Origin of the sequence: Peribacillus aracenensis (assembly GCF_025175645.1) — a bacterium.
In the GTDB taxonomy this organism is placed as follows: domain Bacteria; phylum Bacillota; class Bacilli; order Bacillales; family DSM-1321; genus Peribacillus; species Peribacillus aracenensis.
In genome coordinates this window covers 59,938-78,073 of the sequence record NZ_JANZMJ010000003.1, presented here as the reverse complement: position 1 = coordinate 78,073, position 18,136 = coordinate 59,938, and the positions used below count along the sequence as shown (strand labels likewise).

At 43.1% G+C, this 18,136-nt stretch carries 14 protein-coding genes; 13 read left to right on the top strand and 1 reads right to left on the bottom strand.

What is annotated here, in order from left to right; all coding sequences use genetic code 11:
* The first annotated feature begins 77 nt into the window (after positions 1–77).
* Positions 78–869, top strand: coding sequence for a sporulation transcription factor Spo0A (gene spo0A / locus N0M92_RS04570; protein WP_192205450.1), 792 nt, complete (start codon positions 78–80; stop codon positions 867–869).
* An 896-nt stretch (positions 870–1,765) separates the two neighbouring features.
* On the top strand, positions 1,766–2,500 hold the full coding sequence (locus N0M92_RS04565) for a glycerophosphodiester phosphodiesterase (RefSeq protein WP_260284658.1): 735 nt from the start codon (positions 1,766–1,768) through the stop codon (positions 2,498–2,500).
* A 43-nt stretch (positions 2,501–2,543) separates the two neighbouring features.
* On the opposite strand, the gene N0M92_RS04560 is transcribed toward N0M92_RS04565, so the two are convergent.
* A complete protein-coding gene (locus tag N0M92_RS04560) occupies positions 2,544–2,780 on the bottom strand; it encodes a DUF2627 domain-containing protein (RefSeq protein WP_192205447.1) in 237 nt (78 codons plus the stop codon).
* Positions 2,781–2,985: 205 nt separating this feature from the next.
* Between N0M92_RS04560 and N0M92_RS04555 the strand changes: the two genes are divergently transcribed.
* The 11 genes from N0M92_RS04555 to N0M92_RS04505 all read left to right on the top strand — a co-directional run bounded on the left by N0M92_RS04555 (position 2,986) and on the right by N0M92_RS04505 (position 17,853).
* Entirely contained in the window at positions 2,986–5,043 is a 2,058-nt protein-coding gene (locus N0M92_RS04555) for a sigma-54 interaction domain-containing protein (RefSeq protein ID WP_260284657.1), read from the top strand.
* A 369-nt stretch (positions 5,044–5,412) separates the two neighbouring features.
* A complete protein-coding gene (bcd, locus tag N0M92_RS04550) occupies positions 5,413–6,510 on the top strand; it encodes a branched-chain amino acid dehydrogenase (RefSeq protein ID WP_260284656.1) in 1,098 nt (365 codons plus the stop codon).
* A gap of 133 nt (positions 6,511–6,643) precedes the next feature.
* On the top strand, positions 6,644–8,065 hold the full coding sequence (gene lpdA / locus N0M92_RS04545) for a dihydrolipoyl dehydrogenase (protein WP_260284655.1): 1,422 nt from the start codon (positions 6,644–6,646) through the stop codon (positions 8,063–8,065).
* A gap of 24 nt (positions 8,066–8,089) precedes the next feature.
* On the top strand, positions 8,090–9,085 hold the full coding sequence (locus N0M92_RS04540; protein ID WP_192205443.1) for a thiamine pyrophosphate-dependent dehydrogenase E1 component subunit alpha: 996 nt from the start codon (positions 8,090–8,092) through the stop codon (positions 9,083–9,085).
* A 12-nt stretch (positions 9,086–9,097) separates the two neighbouring features.
* On the top strand, positions 9,098–10,081 hold the full coding sequence (locus tag N0M92_RS04535; RefSeq protein WP_101222514.1) for an alpha-ketoacid dehydrogenase subunit beta: 984 nt from the start codon (positions 9,098–9,100) through the stop codon (positions 10,079–10,081).
* A gap of 26 nt (positions 10,082–10,107) precedes the next feature.
* Positions 10,108–11,394 carry a dihydrolipoamide acetyltransferase family protein gene (locus N0M92_RS04530; protein WP_260284654.1) on the top strand — a complete coding sequence of 429 codons (1,287 nt, stop codon included), beginning with the start codon at positions 10,108–10,110 and terminating at the stop codon, positions 11,392–11,394.
* 44 nt (positions 11,395–11,438) lie between these two features.
* Positions 11,439–11,771, top strand: a complete 333-nt coding sequence (locus tag N0M92_RS04525) for a hypothetical protein (protein ID WP_260284653.1) — start codon at positions 11,439–11,441, stop codon at positions 11,769–11,771.
* Positions 11,772–11,987: 216 nt separating this feature from the next.
* Positions 11,988–13,898 carry a methylmalonyl-CoA mutase subunit beta gene (locus N0M92_RS04520; protein ID WP_260284652.1) on the top strand — a complete coding sequence of 637 codons (1,911 nt, stop codon included), beginning with the start codon at positions 11,988–11,990 and terminating at the stop codon, positions 13,896–13,898.
* Position 13,899: 1 nt separating this feature from the next.
* Positions 13,900–16,092 carry a methylmalonyl-CoA mutase gene (gene scpA, locus N0M92_RS04515; protein ID WP_260284651.1) on the top strand — a complete coding sequence of 731 codons (2,193 nt, stop codon included), beginning with the start codon at positions 13,900–13,902 and terminating at the stop codon, positions 16,090–16,092.
* Positions 16,092–17,219 carry a methylmalonyl Co-A mutase-associated GTPase MeaB gene (meaB, locus tag N0M92_RS04510; protein WP_260284650.1) on the top strand — a complete coding sequence of 376 codons (1,128 nt, stop codon included), beginning with the start codon at positions 16,092–16,094 and terminating at the stop codon, positions 17,217–17,219. The genes scpA and meaB overlap by 1 nt, the downstream gene beginning before the upstream one ends.
* 196 nt (positions 17,220–17,415) lie before the next feature.
* The gene (locus N0M92_RS04505; protein WP_034308239.1) at positions 17,416–17,853 is read left to right on the top strand and encodes a BrxA/BrxB family bacilliredoxin; all 438 of its coding nucleotides are present in this window, start codon (positions 17,416–17,418) and stop codon (positions 17,851–17,853) included.
* Positions 17,854–18,136: the final 283 nt, after the last annotated feature.

Below are 18,136 nucleotides of genomic sequence, written 5' to 3'. Positions count from 1 at the left end.
TTGTCGAAAAGTTCAATTACAATAGAATTTAGTCATATAGAAAAAAAGACCAATTGTAGTTGAGGAGGAAATCAAGCGTGAAAAAAATTAAGGTGTGCGTTGTAGATGATAATAGAGAACTTGTTGGCCTTCTGGATGAATACATTTCTGCACAGGAAGACATGGAAGTAATTGGGGTGGCACATAACGGTCAAGATTGCCTGGGGATGCTTGAAAGCGTTGACCCGGATATATTGATCCTCGATATTATCATGCCTCATTTGGATGGGTTAGGTGTACTTGAAAAACTTCGTGAAGTAAAACGGGGTGCTATGCCTAATGTGATTATGCTTACTGCATTTGGTCAAGAAGATGTAACGAAAAAAGCTGTTGATTTGGGTGCGTCTTACTTCATCCTGAAACCATTCGATATGGAAAATCTGGCCAATCACATACGTCAGGTAAGCGGTAAAGGGCAGGCGGTTTTAAAAAATCATAGTCAATTTAGCTATCGTCCCCAAAATGAATCCAAGCCGAAGAACCTCGATGCCAGCATCACAAGCATCATTCACGAGATTGGAGTGCCTGCACATATTAAGGGCTATTTGTATTTAAGGGAAGCGATATCGATGGTATATAATGATATTGAACTATTGGGTTCTATCACCAAAGTTTTATATCCGGATATCGCAAAAAAATACAATACTACGGCCAGCCGTGTCGAACGTGCTATCCGGCATGCGATTGAAGTGGCCTGGAGCCGTGGAAATATAGAATCCATATCATCTCTTTTCGGATATACCGTAAGCATGACTAAGGCAAAACCTACAAATTCCGAATTCATTGCCATGGTTGCCGATAAGCTGCGCCTAGAACATAAAGCTTCTTGACAGGGGTAGGGAAAAACCGGTTGTAAGGATTCAGGGTAACAATTGACCATATAAAGGCTAGAGCCGCTAAATATAAATAGGAACTCTCCGTTCTGGAGGTAAAGGACAGGAAGAAGTTGCTTCTTGATTTTTTCTAATCGGCAACTTCAAAATTTTTACGCCGGTTTAAAAAATTAAACGCCTTTTATTTATTGGATTTTAAAGGAAATCCCATAAATAAAAGGCGTTTTTGTTTGGTCGAAAAAGCGGTACAAATCATTTTAGACGAAGTAGGTAGCAGTGGTTAAAAGACCGGACAGAAAACCAGCGGGAGTTTCCTGAAAGCCGATCTTCACGGTTGAAAAGAAGGGGAAATTAATCGGCGGCGTGATTGAAGCAAATGGAAAGTGAGGGCGGCAGTAATCGGGAATCGAATGGAACGGAAAACGTTAATAATAGTGAAGGGATTTAACCGTGATCTTTTAAAGAAGAATTGAATGAGATTTTGCTTTTATATAAATCAAAAATAATGGAACTTGAATCAATGAAGGAAAAGCTGGATATATATGAAATTCTCCGGGACGATTGGGTGAGAAAAGTTTTCAATACGAACAAACAAAAAATCAATTCGAGAGGATGATGCCTCAAATATCAATTGGACGAAAAATGGAAGTCAATCATGGACATGCCTGAATCAAAAGGTGAGGGGAAATTACGATTGGTCAAATGTCCTTCCCGGATATCCGCTTGCAAATCAAAAGCTTGGAAAAGAAATTGGGTGTTCTGACGAAAGGAACATTCTATGCAGAAAATAACCACCTGCATTTTGATTGAAGGATTGATCTAGATGAAAATAATTTGCTGTTTCTGTTCATAAATTGGGATATAACAATTATTGAGAGAGGCGGCGTTTCATCATGACCTTAATCTTTGCGCATCGAGGCTCTGCAGGTACACATCCGGAAAATACGATGGCGGCGTTCAAAGAAGCTGCCCGTGTCGGGGCGGACGGAATTGAAACGGATGTCCAGCTCTCGAAAGATGGGGAAGTGGTCATCATTCACGATGAAAAGCTCGATCGTACAACGAATGCCTCGGGGTATGTAAAAGAGCGGACCTTGATGGAGTTAAAAAAACTTAATGCTTCTGCAACCCATAAGGGTAAATTGGGAAAAGAAAAGATTCCGACGCTTGAAGAACTGTTTATTTGGCTTTACGATAATCAGCTTTTTTGCAATATTGAATTGAAAAATACTCTTTTTCTGTATCCAGGCTTAGAAGAGAAAGTCATCCGGCTCATCCGTACTTACGAAATGGAGGAAAGGGTAATCCTTTCTTCATTCAATCATTGCAGTTTGGTCAATTGCCACCAATTGGCCCCTGAATTGGAAACCGCACCGCTTTATAGGGATGGTCTATACATGCCGTGGATATATGCCAAGGCAATAGGCGGTAGTGCGATCCACCCAAATATCAGGGTTGCCCCTGATGCACTAATTCAAGCATCGATGAGTATGGGTGTTCCTGTACGGCCATATACCATTAATAAAGAAGCAGAGATGAAGCGGTTATTCAAACTGGGGTGCAGCGGCATCATTACCGATTTTCCCGAGGAAGCCGTACGAATCAGAGAAGGATTGAAATCAAGATAAAAAAAGAAGGTGCCATATGAGATATGGCACCTTCTATTTACGTTTAAAATTTAGTGAACCTGCTTTGGACCTTATTTTGTTTTCGGTCTCGATGAAGGATGAAGCCGGCGATAAAGGCTATTCCGCCAATCGTTATGAGCAGCCCTATTAAAAATTGCAGCCAAAGGAATGGATAGGGAGGCTGTAAAATACCGAATACCATGTCCCTCATTATTTTTATGCCATAGGCAGCAAAGGCTCCGGGTATAAAAAGAATCAAAAAAGCGATTAAACGTTTCATGCGGTCAAATCCCTTCCGAAAATTCCGTCTTTAAAAAATGATAAAGGATATAAATTATTTGTCAAGTTCCGGGAATCAAGATAATGACTGGGAGTTGGTGGCTGTTTTTAAAGGGAGCCAATATGGTAAAATGGTTGGGAGTATGAAAAAAATTGCAGGGAACGATCTATTAAAAGGGGTAATTATATCTTAAGGGGGATGGCTCATGCAAAAGGTCATGATAGTAGGGGGAGGAGTGGGAGGGACAACCGTGTTGAAACTCCTCTCGGAAAGTGAAGTATTCTCCATTGTTTGTATGGCTGATACAAATGAATCTGCTGAAGGGATGCTTGCAGCAAATGAACGAAGGATTCCTACAGTGACTGATTGGAGCGTGGGATTGGAGCGGGATTTGGACATCATTTTTGATACGACCGGAGATCCATCTGTCTATAAAAAGATAAAAAGGGACATGGGCGAACAAACGATTCTCATTCCTGGAAGTGTTGCCCTCATTATGACTAAGCTGTTTGAAGAGAAAAATCGATTAATAAGTAAATTGGAGAATGCCTCGGCAAAAATGGACTTGATTCTTAATACGACCAGTGAAGGAATGGTGGTGATTGATCATGAAGGATTCATCATCATGTTCAATGATAGTGCGGAACGTGCATCTGACACAAAGCGTGAAGATGTGATTGGCAGACATATCAAAGATTTCATCCCTTCTACTGGCTTGCTGTCAGTTATGCAAACGAACCAAAAAGAAGTAAATCAGGAAATCACCCTTAGCAATGGGATGGAACTCATAACGACAAGGATCCCTCTTGTGAATGCCGATAAAGAAATCATAGGGGCTTTTTCCATGTTTAGGAATAAAACGGAAGCTGTACAATTGGCAGAGCAGATCACTGATTTAAAAGAGATACAGACGATGCTCCAGGCGATCATTCAATCCAGTGATGAAGCCATATCTGTTGTGGACGAACAAGGCAGGGGGCTTTTGATCAATCCGGCATATACAAGAATCACCGGCTTAACAAAGACCCAAGTGATCGGTAAGCCGGCTTCCATCGATATTTACGAAGGTGAAAGTATGCATATGAAAGTGCTTCAGACAAAAAAACCTGTTCGGGGTGTCAATATGCGTGTCGGCCCAAAACATAAGGAAGTGATCGTAAATGTTGCTCCAATCATTGTGGATGGGTGCCTGAAAGGGAGCGTTGGCGTCATTCATGATGTATCGGAAATTCAAGCTTTGACCCACGAACTGAATCGGGCAAGACAGATTATCCGGACATTGCAGGCTAAATATTCCTTTGATGATATAATTGGGGCTTCCGAAGAGATGAAGCTTCCCATTGAACAGGCGAAATTATCGGCAAGAACACCTGCTACTGTCTTATTAAGAGGGGAATCAGGGACCGGCAAAGAGTTATTTGCACATGCCATACATAATGCGAGCGATAGGAAATTCAATAAATTCGTACGGGTAAATTGTGCAGCCATCTCGGAATCATTACTTGAAAGTGAACTGTTCGGTTATGATGAAGGAGCCTTTACTGGGGCAAGCAGGGGGGGAAAGGTCGGTTTTTTTGAAGAGGCAAATCAAGGGAGTATCTTTTTGGACGAAATTGGTGAATTGCCAGCCAACATCCAAGCTAAATTACTTCGGGTATTACAAGAAAAGGAAATCATCAGAGTGGGGGGGACGAAGCCAATCCCCATCAATGTCCGGGTAATAGCCGCTACGAATATCAATCTTGAACAGGCCATCGCAAACGGATCATTCAGGGAAGACTTGTATTTCAGATTGAACCGCATGCCTATTTTCATTGCACCATTAAGAAAGAGAAAAGAAGATTTGAGAGAATTGGCGGAGCATTTGATTAATAAAATCAATCAGGAGTATGGACGGAGCATAGAGGGAATTACAGCAGCAGCTATACATAAAATGCAAATTTACAACTGGCCGGGTAATGTCAGGGAACTGGAAAACATCTTGGGGCGGGCAATCATTTTCATGAAATTGAACGAGACGGTCATTGATATACAACATATTCCGGATTTTATCGAAGAGATTCCAGTAAAACAGGAGAAATTATTATTGAAGCCTTCTGGCTACGTATCGGGGAAACCGCTCTCGGAGATAATAGACCAGTATGAAGCCGAAATCATTCAGCAGGCGTTCCATGCCCACAAGGGAAATAAAACACTTACGGCAAAAGCGCTGGGGATTTCAGTTAGAAATCTATATTACAAAATTGAAAAACTAAAACTATGAAAATTTTTGCACGCAAATAATTGCGTACTATGAAAAAAACTGCGTGGAATTTTCTGATTTATTTTAATTTAAGCGAGACTCCACTTCTAACATGAAATTTTTTTGAATTTGTTATAGGCTATAGTTGCCCAACATATTAACCAGCATCTCCTTTATTTGGATAAAAAGGCTCGCATTATGTATTTAATTGGCATGTTATTTGCATATTTAAAAGTGAATGGTTCTTTAACGGGAACCATTCCCCAGTGGGGAATATATCATGCTAGTAGCGGATTTTATTTTAAATGAACGTAGTAACAAATAAGAATGAGGAGTAATTCAGTGTTCTCATATCTGATATGTAATAAAACATCTAGGGAGGATTCCTTTATGGAAATTTTTAAATATCTTGAAAAGTATGATTACGAGCAATTGTTATTCTGTCAGGATAAACAATCGGGTTTAAAAGCGATTATTGCCATTCATGATACGACGTTAGGACCTGCGCTTGGAGGCACAAGGATGTGGACGTATGCATCTGAAGAAGATGCCATTGAAGATGCCTTAAGGCTTTCAAGAGGAATGACATATAAGAACGCAGCTGCCGGCTTGAATTTAGGCGGGGGAAAAACTGTCATCATCGGCGATCCCCGTAAGGATAAAAATGAAGAAATGTTCCGTGCCTTCGGAAGGTATATACAAGGGCTGAATGGGCGTTATATAACAGCGGAAGATGTAGGTACAACGGTTGAGGATATGGACCTCATTCATGAGGAGACGGATTTTGTCACTGGGATTTCCCCTGCATTCGGTTCTTCGGGGAATCCTTCCCCTGTAACTGCCTATGGGGTATATCGCGGTATGAAAGCTGCTGCGAAAGAGGCATTCGGAACTGATTCTTTAGAAGGCAGGGTGATTGCGGTCCAAGGCGTCGGGAATGTTTCTTATAACTTATGCCGTCACCTTCATGAGGAGGGCGCCCAGCTGATCGTTACGGATATCAATAAAGAAAGCGTGGCCCGTGCGGTTGAATCCTTTGGGGCGACTGCAGTTGATCCTGACGAAATTTATGGAGTCGACTGTGATATCTATGCACCTTGTGCATTAGGGGCTGTCATAAATGATCATACAATCAATCAAATCAAGGCGAAGGTCATTGCTGGTGCGGCCAATAATCAATTAAAGGAACCTGTTCATGGCGATCAAATTCATGAAAAAGGTATTATATATGCACCTGATTATGTAATTAATGCAGGTGGAGTCATAAACGTGGCCGATGAGCTTTTAGGATATAATCGGGAAAGAGCCCTTAAGAAAGTGGAAACGGTTTATGATACAATTGAAAGAGTCATCGAGATTGCAAAACGCGATCAAATCCCAACATATAAAGCAGCGGATAGGATGGCAGAGGAGCGAATTGCCCGCATGAGGAATTCAAGGAGCCAATTCTTGCAAAATGAAAAACATATCTTGAATGGAAGAAAATGATTGTAGTTTCACAAGATATAGATTCCTGTGTTTTTTTAATTTAAACACAGGAATTTTCAACATGGATAACGTAATAAACATATGCCAAGTAAAAATGGTGACAAATAGTATGTATTTGTGAGGAGGAGTGGTTTTGGCTGAAGATTTTGACCTCGTTATACTCGGAGGAGGAACTGGCGGGTATGTGGCGGCAATAAGGGCTGCTCAATTAGGATTGAAAACGGCTGTCGTGGAGAAAGGCAAGCTCGGCGGAACGTGTCTACATAAAGGCTGTATCCCTTCGAAAGCACTTTTAAGGAGTGCGGAAGTTTATCAGACTGCAGTGAAAAGTGAGGAATTCGGTATAGTTACCGGGGATGTAAAGGTAGACTTCCTTAAGGTGCAGGAAAGAAAGAATAAAGTGGTCGATCAACTCTATAAAGGTGTTCAGCACTTGATGAAACAAGGAAAGATAACGGTTTATGAAGGGTTAGGGCGTATACTTGGTCCTTCTATATTTTCACCGATGCCTGGGACAATTTCCGTGGAAATGAATAATGGCAGTGAAAATGAAATGCTCATTCCTCAGAATGTCATCATTGCTACCGGTTCGCGTCCGAAGACACTGCCCGGTTTAGCTATTGATGGGGAATTGGTGCTTACATCGGATGAAGCTCTAAAGCTTGAGAGCCTGCCAAAATCAATGATTATTGTAGGCGGTGGAGTTATCGGCATTGAATGGGCTTCGATGCTCAATGATTTTGGTGTGGAAGTGACAGTGCTGGAATATGCAGATAGAATCATCCCGACTGAGGACCATGATATTTCCAGTGAAATGCTTCGTCTCTTAAAGAAAAAAGGCGTCAAATTCGTTACAGGTGCGAAGGTATTGCCTGAAACCCTAAAAACGGATGATTCAGTTACCATTTCTGCAGAAGTCAATGGTTCGGTGGAGGAGTTCACAGCTGAAAAAATGCTGGTTTCCGTAGGCAGATCAGCTAATGTTGAAGGGATTGGCCTTGAAAATACGGAAATTGTGAAAGAAAAAGGCTTTATTGAAACCAATGACTTCTTCCAAACGAAGGAATCACATATCTATGCAATCGGTGATTGTATTGGCGGTCTCCAGTTGGCTCACGTTGCCTCCCATGAAGGTATTACGGCCGTTGAACATATCGCAGGCCAAAAACCGGAAAGGCTGGATTATTCGCTCATTTCAAAATGTGTGTATTCAAGCCCTGAAGCTGCAAGTGTCGGTTTGACGGAAGAACAGGCAAACAAAGAAGGCTATGACCTTAAAATTGGGAAATTCCCATTCCGTGCAGTTGGTAAGGCCCTTGTTTTCGGGGAAGCGGATGGCTTTGTCAAAATCATCGCCGATAAGAGAACGGATGATATACTGGGCGTTCATATGATCGGACCACATGTTACGGATATGATTTCAGAAGCCGGACTTGCAAAAGTGCTTGATGCGACACCTTGGGAAATAGGCAAGACAATTCATCCGCACCCAAGTCTCTCTGAAGCAATCGGAGAGGCGGCCCTTGCTGTCGATGGACGTGCCATTCATTCATAAAGAATAAGGTCAGGAGGTTTTATGATGGTAGAAAAACGTCATGAACAATTAGGCTTAAATGAGGAAACGGTTTTAGATATGTATCGGACAATGCTTTTGTCCCGCAGAATTGATGAGCGCATGTGGCTTTTAAACCGATCCGGGAAAATTCCCTTCGTGATTTCCTGCCAGGGGCAAGAAGCTGCACAGGTTGGGGCTGCGTTTGCGCTGGATCGGCAAAAGGATTATGTACTGCCTTATTATCGGGATGTAGGTGTAGTTCTTACCTTCGGAATGACCGCAAAAGACTTGATGCTTTCAGGTTTCGCGAAAGAGGAAGATCCCAATTCCGGCGGGCGCCAAATGCCTGGTCATTTTGGTCAAAAGAAAAATAGGATCGTCACTGGTTCATCGCCTGTAACGACACAGGTCCCGCATGCTGTTGGAATTGCACTTGCAGGGAAGATGGAAGGTAAGGATTTGGTGACATTCGTAACGTTTGGAGAAGGTTCATCCAATCAGGGCGATTTTCATGAAGGGGCCAACTTTGCAGGTGTGCACAAGCTACCGGTCATTTTCATGTGCGAAAATAATAAGTATGCGATTTCCGTTCCTATTGAGAAACAGCTATCGTGTGAAAATGTTTCCGACAGGGCGATTGGCTATGGGATGCCTGGAATAACGGTGGATGGCAATGATCCATTGGAAGTGTATGCAGCTGTGAAAGAAGCGGCTGACCGTGCACGAAGGGGAGAAGGCCCTACACTTGTAGAAACCGTTTCATACAGGCTCACGCCTCATTCAAGTGATGATGATGACCGAAGCTACCGGACTGCGGACGAAGTGGCCGAAGCCAAAACGAAGGATTCGATAATGACATTTGGAGCGTATTTAAAAGAAGTGGGAATCATGGATGATGGCCTTGAGAAACAAATGAATGATGAAGTCATGAAGATAGTAAATGAAGCAACCGATTATGCTGAAAATGCTCCATATCCGAAGGCTGAAAGTGCTATGAATCATGTGTATGCACAAAAGTAAGGGGGTAATAGAATGCCAGTGATTTCTTATATAGATGCCGTGACAATGGCAATGAGGGAAGAGATGGAACGCGATTCCCGTGTATTCGTATTGGGAGAGGATGTAGGAAAAAAAGGTGGGGTCTTTAAAGCCACTAATGGTTTGTACGACCAATTCGGTGAAGCAAGGGTCATCGATACCCCGCTCGCTGAATCTGCAATTGCAGGAGTGGGAATTGGAGCCGCCATGTATGGGCTGCGGCCGATAGCTGAGATGCAATTTGCTGATTTCATCATGCCTGCCATTAACCAAATAGTTTCAGAGGCAGCCAAAATTAGATACCGTTCTAATAATGACTGGAGCTGTCCTATGGTAATCCGTGCTCCGTATGGAGGAGGAATTCATGGAGCTCTTTACCATTCACAATCGGTTGAAGCGATTTTTGCCAATCAGCCGGGCTTGAAAATTGTGATGCCTTCCACTCCGTATGATGTAAAGGGGTTGCTTAAAGCTGCCATTCGCGATGAAGACCCAGTGCTTTTCTTTGAACATAAACGCGCATACCGCTTGATTAAGGGTGAGGTACCGACTGAAGATTATGTCCTTCCCATCGGTAAGGCGGATGTGAAAAGGGAAGGGGAAGACATTACTGTCATCTCCTATGGCCTTTGTGTGCATTTTGCCCTTCAGGCAGCTGAAAAATTAGCTGCAGATGGAATTTCTGCACATGTTCTTGACTTGCGTACGGTCTACCCTTTGGATAAGGATGCTATCATAGAAGCAGCTTCTAAAACGGGGAAAGTATTACTGGTTACGGAAGATAATAAAGAAGGAAGCATCATGAGTGAGGTTGCAGCCATCATTGCCGAGCATTGCCTTTTTGATTTGGATGCCCCTGTAAAGCGGTTGGCCGGACCTGATGTACCTGCCATGCCATATGCGCCTACGATGGAAAAACAATTTATGGTCAATCCTGATAAGGTGGAAAAAGCAATGAGGGAATTGGCCGAGTATTAATGACTGTTAAGAAGGAGGAACGAATTATGGCTATGGAATTAATGAAGATGCCTCAACTAGGCGAAAGTGTCACAGAGGGGACCATCAGTAAATGGCTTGTGAAGCCCGGGGATCATGTCACGAAATACGACCCGCTAGCTGAAGTGATGACGGATAAAGTAAATGCTGAGGTTCCTTCTTCCTTTACCGGCATCATCAAGGAATTGAAAGCGGATGAGAATCAAACATTGGCAGTCGGCGAAGTCATTTGCTCGATTGAAGTTGAAGCGGCAAAGACGGATAACGGAAATGCTGGGCAAGTTTCTCATAGTGAGGAAATTGTTGATGCACCTGCTATAAGAGATGTGCAGCAAGCGTCGGCCGAACCATCAAGGAAAGCTCGCTATTCGCCAGCTGTGTTAAAACTTTCCCAGGAGCATGGAATCGATCTTTCGAAAGTTAAAGGAACGGGAAATGAGGGACGGATCACCCGTAAAGATTTACTGAAACTTGTTGAATCAGGGAATCTTCCTAAGGCGGATGAGCCTTCCGCCATATCCGATTCGGCACCTGTAGAGAACGCACCTCAAGTTAATCGTCAAGCCAGTCCAGTACCTAACATGCCGACTGCGGCTGGGGACAAGGAAATACCTGTTACCGGCATCCGTAAGGCAATTGCATCCAATATGTTGAAAAGTAAGCACGAAATTCCGCATGCTTGGACGATGGTGGAAGTTGATGCAAGCAATATGGTGAAGTTGCGTGATAATCTTAAATCCGAGTTTAAACAAAAAGAAGGCTATAATTTAACGTACTTTGCCTTTTTCGTCAAAGCGGTTGCTCAAGCTCTTACGGAATTTCCAGAGCTCAATTCGATGTGGGCAGGCGAAAATATCATACAAAAGAAAGAAATCAATATATCCATAGCCGTTGCAACCGAAGATGCCTTATTTGTACCGGTCATTAAAAATGCCGATGAAAAATCAATTAAAGGTATAGCAAGGGAGATACAGGAACTTGCATCCAAAGTGAAGGCCGGTAAGTTAAAAGCGGAGGATATGCAAGGTGGTACGTTCACTGTTAATAACACTGGCTCATTCGGTTCTGTCCAGTCCATGGGAATCATCAATTATCCACAGGCGGCCATTTTACAAGTTGAAACGATTGTAAAACGTCCAGTGGTCATAAATGATATGATTGCAGTACGAGATATGGTGAATCTCTGTTTATCACTTGATCATCGTGTTTTGGACGGACTGGTATGCGGACGATTCCTTGCAAGGGTTAAAGAAATCATCGAAAAGATTTCCAAAGATAACACTTCCATATACTAAAATGATGACCGGAAGGTTGTACCTTCAGACTGTAGGCAAACTCGATGAAAAACGAGTTTGCCTACAGTTTTTTTAATTGGTACAATTTGCCCGTTAATTGGAACTCCGCACTCGATTTCCCGGGCGGGTTGCCCTCGGCACTCTTGGTGCCTATGGGGTCTTTCCTTGGACGCGCTATTCCTGCTGGAGTCGTGCACACCCGTTCCAATCACCTTTTTCAAAAAAATTTGATAGAAACAATGACTATGGTGACGAGGGTGGTTCCTGACCATCTTTTAATCCAGCAGTTATTGATTCGCCAAGGTTTAGACCCTGTCATTTCTCTTTTCCGTAGAAAAACATCGACAAAAATTTTATTTTTGCTATTATTTTATTAAGGGCTGTTCTAATACAGGTCAGCGGCTGTACTTGATTTAAAAAAGGTGAAATAGGCTAGTGGTTTCCCTAATAACCGATTTGCTAATTTCTATTGTCTTAAATTTAAAGAAAATTATGGTAGAATGTTAGTATAATCCAGAACAAATTGACGGGAGGGTGGTTTTCTTATCCAAAACTGACTGAGCGTTCGTTCTCCCAATGAAAGGACAGGGCTTATGATGCGGCAGAAGATAAGAAAGCGATTACAGATGGAACTGAAAGATGTAAAAAACATAACCTTTCCTAAGCCTTCTTTTGAAGAGTGGAAAGAAGCTGCGGAAACAAGTTTAAAAGGGAAAAGTGTAGAAAAATTAAAAACGAATACATATGAGGGCATCACTTTATCACCGCTCTATACAGAAACGGAGGATTCAACGGAAAAAGTAGCTGAATTACCAGGATTTTTCCCTTTCACCCGAGGAACTTCCCCAACGGGATATCACGAAAAACCTTGGCTTGTCGTTCAACCTGTAAGCGGTATCACGGCTGAAGAAGCAAATGAAAAGATGAAGGCTTCATTCAAACGCGGTCAAAATGTCGTGGCATACCCTGCACGATTGCTTGCCGAGGGCGCAAGGGCAGAAAAATTGTTTAAGGATATCCCATTAAAAGGAATTCCGGTTTTCATTGACTTAAAGGGGAAACAAAAAGGATTATTCCCTCAATTCAAGGCGGTAGCCGAAGCACAAAATACCCAATTGACAGGCGTTATTGCTGAAGATCCCATTGCAGAATGGCTCATTTGCGGTCAGCTGCCAGAAGATACGGATAACTATTTTGCAGACTGGCTGAAGACGATCCAAGATTATCAGAGTGTAGGCAGGGATTTAAAAACAATTTTGATTAATACGGCAGTCTACCATAATGGGGGAGCTAATGCCGTACAAGAAATAGCTTATGGATTAGCGGCTGCCGTCCAATATCTATTGGAAGGTCAAAAACAAGGGCTTTCCATTGCTTCGGTTTCCAAAAAAATAGTATTCTCTTTTGCTTTGGATTCAAATTACTTCATGTCCATCGCTAAACTGCGGGCTGCCAGAAGGCTTTGGGCAGGACTTGCAGAAGCTTTCGAAACGGCATCGGATCATTTTAAAATGGCGATACATGCCGTTACTTCCGAGTTGACAGAAACGCTTTATGATCAGCATGTCAATATTCTTCGGACCACAAATCAAGCTTTCGCTGCAGCTATTGGAGGCATTCAATACCTTCAAATTCATCCATTCACACATGCAACTGGTGAAACCGATGATTTTTCAGAAAGAATTGCCCGTAACACTCACTTGATTTTAAAAGAAGAAACAAACATAACAACAGTGGTCGATCCTGCTGGCGGTTCATGGTATGTTGAGCAACTAACGGATGAATTGGCTGAAAAGGCTTGGGCAAAATTCCTTGAAATCGATGCAGCTGGAGGGATACTTGAGCTAATTAAACAAGGCACCCTTCAGAAAGAAATAGCTGAAGTTTACCAAGGAAGAGTCCAAAATGCGGCTTTCAGAAAAGAAAGCATCATCGGAACGAATGTCTATCCGAATCCCGCTGATAAGATTAAAACCCCGACACGGAATAACCATGTGTCATATATGAACGTTGAGAAGCCGGTTGGCATTACCCCACTTGACATGAATCGGGTATCCATTCAGTTCGAACAGATAAGACTACGCAGTGAAAAGTATAAAGAAATAAGTGGAACGGCTCCAACTATTGGTTTGATTAATTTGAAAAATCTCAAATCCTTTAAACCTCGTGCAGATTTCGTTAAAAGTCTTGCTGCTGCAGGTGGTATTGAAACGAACGGCAGTGAGGGGTGTCAAACCGTGGAGGAAGCAGTCAATTATGTAGCTGCGACCAAGCTCCCTATCTATTGTGTTTGCGGCAGTGATGCTGACTATTCGGAATTAGCACCAGCCACCATTAAAGAAATTAAAAAGCAATTCCCTGAAATCACTATTTATTGTGCCGGCAAGCAAAAAGAAGAATTGGAGATTACACTAAATGAAGCCGGAGTCAAAGATTTTGTCCATGTTAAAACAAATGCAATATCCATTTTATCGGAATTATTGCAGAATCTTGGGGTGAACTAAAATGAAAAGACCGAATTTTTCTGCTATAAATCCTGCTAAGCCTGAGATTAAAGGTACGGTGGAAGCATGGAAAAAGGAAGCCGAAAAAGCAGTTGAAAAAAACATGGAGGATCTTCTGTTTGAAACCAATGAACAAATAAAAATCAAACCGCTTTATGTTGAGGAAGATAATCGCGATTTGGAGCATATGGAGAGTGTGCCAGGCATCGCTCCTTTTACAAGAGGGCCCTATCCTTCCATGTATGTCAATCGTCCTTGGACGGTACGTCAGTATGCAGGTTTTTCGACTGCCGAGGAATCCAATGCGTTTTACAGGCGTAATCTGGCGATGGGGCAAAAAGGGCTCTCAGTTGCTTTTGATTTAGCTACACACCGTGGTTATGACTCCGATCATCCACGCGTTGTCGGTGATGTGGGGAAGGCGGGAGTTGCCATTGATTCCATTCTTGACATGAAAATCCTGTTCGACGGCATTCCGCTTGATCAGATGTCCGTGTCAATGACGATGAACGGTGCTGTATTACCCATTCTTGCATTTTATATCGTGACAGCGGAAGAACAAGGCGTAACACAGGATAAGCTTTCAGGCACAATTCAAAATGACATCTTAAAGGAATACATGGTTCGAAATACGTATATCTATCCACCGGAAATGTCCATGAAAATCATAGCTGATATATTTGAGTATACATCCAAATATATGCCCAAGTTCAATTCCATTTCCATCTCCGGCTATCATCTGCAAGAAGCGGGGGCGCCGGCTGATATCGAACTTGCCTATACGTTGGCGGATGGGCTTGAGTATGCACGTACCGGAATGAAAGCAGGTATTGATATCGATAAATTTGCACCGCGCCTTTCATTCTTTTGGGCCATAGGAATGAACTATTTCATGGAAGTGGCGAAAATGAGGGCAGCTCGTTTCATTTGGTCAAAACTGATGAAACAATTCGAACCGAAAAATAATAAAGCGATGGCATTGAGGACGCATTCCCAAACCTCAGGCTGGAGCCTCTCCGAACAGGATCCGTTTAACAATGTCGCTAGGACCCTTATTGAAGCGCATGCGGCTGCACTTGGGCATACACAGTCCCTGCATACGAACGCATTGGATGAGGCCATTGCCTTGCCAACTGATTTCTCGGCACGCATTGCCCGTAACACACAGTTATATCTGCAGGAGGAAACCGGGATCACAAAAGTAATCGATCCATGGGCGGGTTCATACTATGTAGAATCGCTCACTAATGAATTAATCGACCGGGCTTGGGCTCACATAGAAGAAATCGAAGGTCTGGGTGGAATGGCGAAGGCGATTGAAACCGGCCTTCCAAAAATGAGGATCGAGGAAGCAGCTGCAAAGCGTCAGGCTAAAATCGATTCTCAAGTTGAAACGATCGTGGGCGTCAATAAGTATCGTTTGAAAAAAGAGGATCCTATTGAAATACTGGAGATTGATAATACGGTAGTTCGCGAAAGTCAGCTTAAGCGTTTGAGCGAATTAAAAGCGAAACGTGATCAGGCAAAGGTGGATGAAGCTCTTCAAGCGCTATCCATGGCTGCCAGAACTGGCGAAGGTAACCTTCTAGAACTAGCTGTGCAAGCTGCAAGAGTACGGGCTTCATTAGGTGAAATATCCGATGCGATCGAAGAGGTTGCTGGACGTCACAAAGCAACGATCCGTTCCATCAGCGGCGTATATAGCTCGGCCTACTCAAAAGAAGCGGAAATTGAGGAAGTCGTCCGCATGACGGAAGAGTTCCTTGAAAATGAAGGAAGAAGGCCGCGATTGTTAATGGCTAAAATGGGTCAGGACGGTCATGATCGTGGAGCTAAAGTAGTAGGAACGGGGTTTGCGGATTTAGGCTATGATGTCGATATCGGTCCATTATTTCAAACACCGGAAGAAACAGCCATCCAAGCCGTGGAAAATGATGTGCATGTAGTCGGAATGAGTTCGCTTGCTGCCGGCCATAAAACTTTGTTGCCGCAGCTTATGACGGAACTGAAGAACTTGGGCCGTGAGGACATAATAGTGATCGTAGGCGGCGTCATCCCTGCACAGGATTATGATTACCTAATGGAAAATGGGGCTACAGCCATTTTTGGACCTGGTACGGTCATACCACAGGCAGCGAAGAAAGTGCTTCAGGAAATATACAATCGCCTCGGATATGAGGAAGTGGCCCAATAATGAGTGAAGACAAGAAGCCGGAATGGGTCGATCTTAACAATCAGGAAGGTTTTGCTTCTTCATTAAAGCCAGGTGTGGAATTAGCAGCCAGCCAAAACAAGCCTTCAAAAAGCAAATTCGTCAAAAAACATAATGTAAACATACCTGTCCATGAACTTAAAGAGGGAATCATAAAAGGGGACAGGGCCAAGCTAGCTAAAGGGATTACATTGGTTGAAAGCAATGCATCACACCACTTGGATCATGCACAGGAATTATTGCATGCCATCCTTCCACATACAGGGAACTCGATTCGCATCGGGATTTCCGGAGTGCCCGGTGCCGGAAAAAGCACCTTCATCGAGACGTTCGGAACTTACTTATGTGACAGGGGCCATAAGGTTGCCGTTCTAGCTGTCGACCCAAGCTCTTCGATCAATGGCGGAAGTATATTAGGTGATAAGACAAGGATGGAGGAACTGGCAAGAAACCCTCATGCCTTCATAAGACCTTCACCATCCGAAGGCACTCTAGGCGGAGTTCACCGCAAAACGAGGGAAACGATGTTGCTTTGTGAAGCGGCAGGATTTGATGTGATACTGATCGAAACTGTCGGTGTCGGTCAGAGTGAAGCTATAGTACGTAGTATGGTCGACTTTTTCATGCTCCTTGTCCTAACAGGTGCCGGAGATGAATTACAAGGGATGAAAAAAGGGATTCTGGAACTTGTGGACGGAATTGTGGTCAATAAAGCCGACGGAGAGAATATTCCGCTAGCGATTAGGACGAAATCCGAATATAGCAGAATCTTGCACTTCCTTCAGCCTGCAACAAAGGGATGGGCAGGAAAGGCATATGCTTGTTCCGCCATCACCGGTAAAGGAATCCCTGAGCTTTGGGATGTTTTGAATGAATTTTCCGATATGACCAAAGAATCGGGTGTTTTTCAAGAACGGAGAAGAATGCAATCTAAGGAATGGCTTTATTCATTGATTGATCACCAGCTTAAAACGATGTTTTATAAAAATGAAACCGTCAAAGGTCTTCTCCCTATACTCGAGAATCAAGTGATGTCAGGGAATAAAACGGTCACTGCTGCTGTTAAGCAGGCCTTTGGATCTTTTACAGAAACATTTAAATCAAATTAAAAAAGAAATAGGATGGGCAGCGTGGAATGTCTCCTGGCATGCCCCATCCTTTTGTATGCCTAGTTATTTCGCAAATGGTTCTCGCTTCTATTTCATTCGAAACGGTTTATGCGGTTTTAACAGGTAAATTTATTGAATCAAGAAGTGGCAATTGTTATGATAGGGTTGAAGAGAAAACTTGGAAGGAGCAAATGCCATGAATATGGATTTTAATTTTTTAATGAACGACGTAGTCAAACAGGCTCGCGATGAGATAAAGACTGCTGGATATACAGAATTGACTACTCCCGAGGAAGTAGAGGAAGTATTTGCGCAAAAAGGAACGACACTTGTCATGGTAAACTCCGTTTGTGGCTGCGCTGGGGGAATTGCTAGACCTGCAGCTGCTCATGCAATCCATAATGATAAACGCCCAGATCAGCTTGTAACCGTTTTTGCTGGGCAAGATAAAGAGGCGACGGAAAAAGCCCGTGATTATTTCGAAGGGTATCCGCCGTCATCACCATCATTTGCATTGCTGAAGGATGGAAAAATCATCACCATGATAGAGCGTCATGAGATTGAAGGGCACCACCCGATGTCTGTAGTAGAAAAATTACAAGACTACTTCGATCAATATTGCGAAGAAGTGTAAGCCCATAGCCATAGCTAAAAAACCCGCCAATCGGCGGGTTTTAGTTTGACGACAAAAGGGGGTTCGGAAGTAGTCTCATCCCGAACCATGATTATAAAAAGAAGACTTGGCTATCCTTTATGAATGTTACCTTTTTTATAGGGGATGAAATCCTTATTGGATTGAAGATATATGCGACACTCCTTCCGAATAACTGTCTAGCCGAGACCCCGCAGGCGCTTGCGCGAGGAGGCTTGGCAGACAGCCGTCGGGAAGGGAGCGGATTTCTGAAATCAACTTGAAT

What these genes read in the sequence shown, in the direction of transcription:
- N0M92_RS04565 (WP_260284658.1), top strand. Translation starts at nt 1,766, where the DNA reads ATGACCTTAATCTTTGCGCATCGAGGCTCTGCAGGTACACATCCGGAA.
- N0M92_RS04560 (WP_192205447.1), bottom strand. Translation starts at nt 2,780, where the DNA reads ATGAAACGTTTAATCGCTTTTTTGATTCTTTTTATACCCGGAGCCTTT.
- N0M92_RS04555 (WP_260284657.1), top strand. Translation starts at nt 2,986, where the DNA reads ATGCAAAAGGTCATGATAGTAGGGGGAGGAGTGGGAGGGACAACCGTG.
- bcd (WP_260284656.1), top strand. Translation starts at nt 5,413, where the DNA reads ATGGAAATTTTTAAATATCTTGAAAAGTATGATTACGAGCAATTGTTA.
- N0M92_RS04540 (WP_192205443.1), top strand. Translation starts at nt 8,090, where the DNA reads ATGGTAGAAAAACGTCATGAACAATTAGGCTTAAATGAGGAAACGGTT.
- N0M92_RS04535 (WP_101222514.1), top strand. Translation starts at nt 9,098, where the DNA reads ATGCCAGTGATTTCTTATATAGATGCCGTGACAATGGCAATGAGGGAA.
- N0M92_RS04530 (WP_260284654.1), top strand. Translation starts at nt 10,108, where the DNA reads ATGGCTATGGAATTAATGAAGATGCCTCAACTAGGCGAAAGTGTCACA.
- N0M92_RS04525 (WP_260284653.1), top strand. Translation starts at nt 11,439, where the DNA reads ATGAAAAACGAGTTTGCCTACAGTTTTTTTAATTGGTACAATTTGCCC.
- N0M92_RS04520 (WP_260284652.1), top strand. Translation starts at nt 11,988, where the DNA reads ATGATGCGGCAGAAGATAAGAAAGCGATTACAGATGGAACTGAAAGAT.
- scpA (WP_260284651.1), top strand. Translation starts at nt 13,900, where the DNA reads ATGAAAAGACCGAATTTTTCTGCTATAAATCCTGCTAAGCCTGAGATT.
- meaB (WP_260284650.1), top strand. Translation starts at nt 16,092, where the DNA reads ATGAGTGAAGACAAGAAGCCGGAATGGGTCGATCTTAACAATCAGGAA.
- N0M92_RS04505 (WP_034308239.1), top strand. Translation starts at nt 17,416, where the DNA reads ATGAATATGGATTTTAATTTTTTAATGAACGACGTAGTCAAACAGGCT.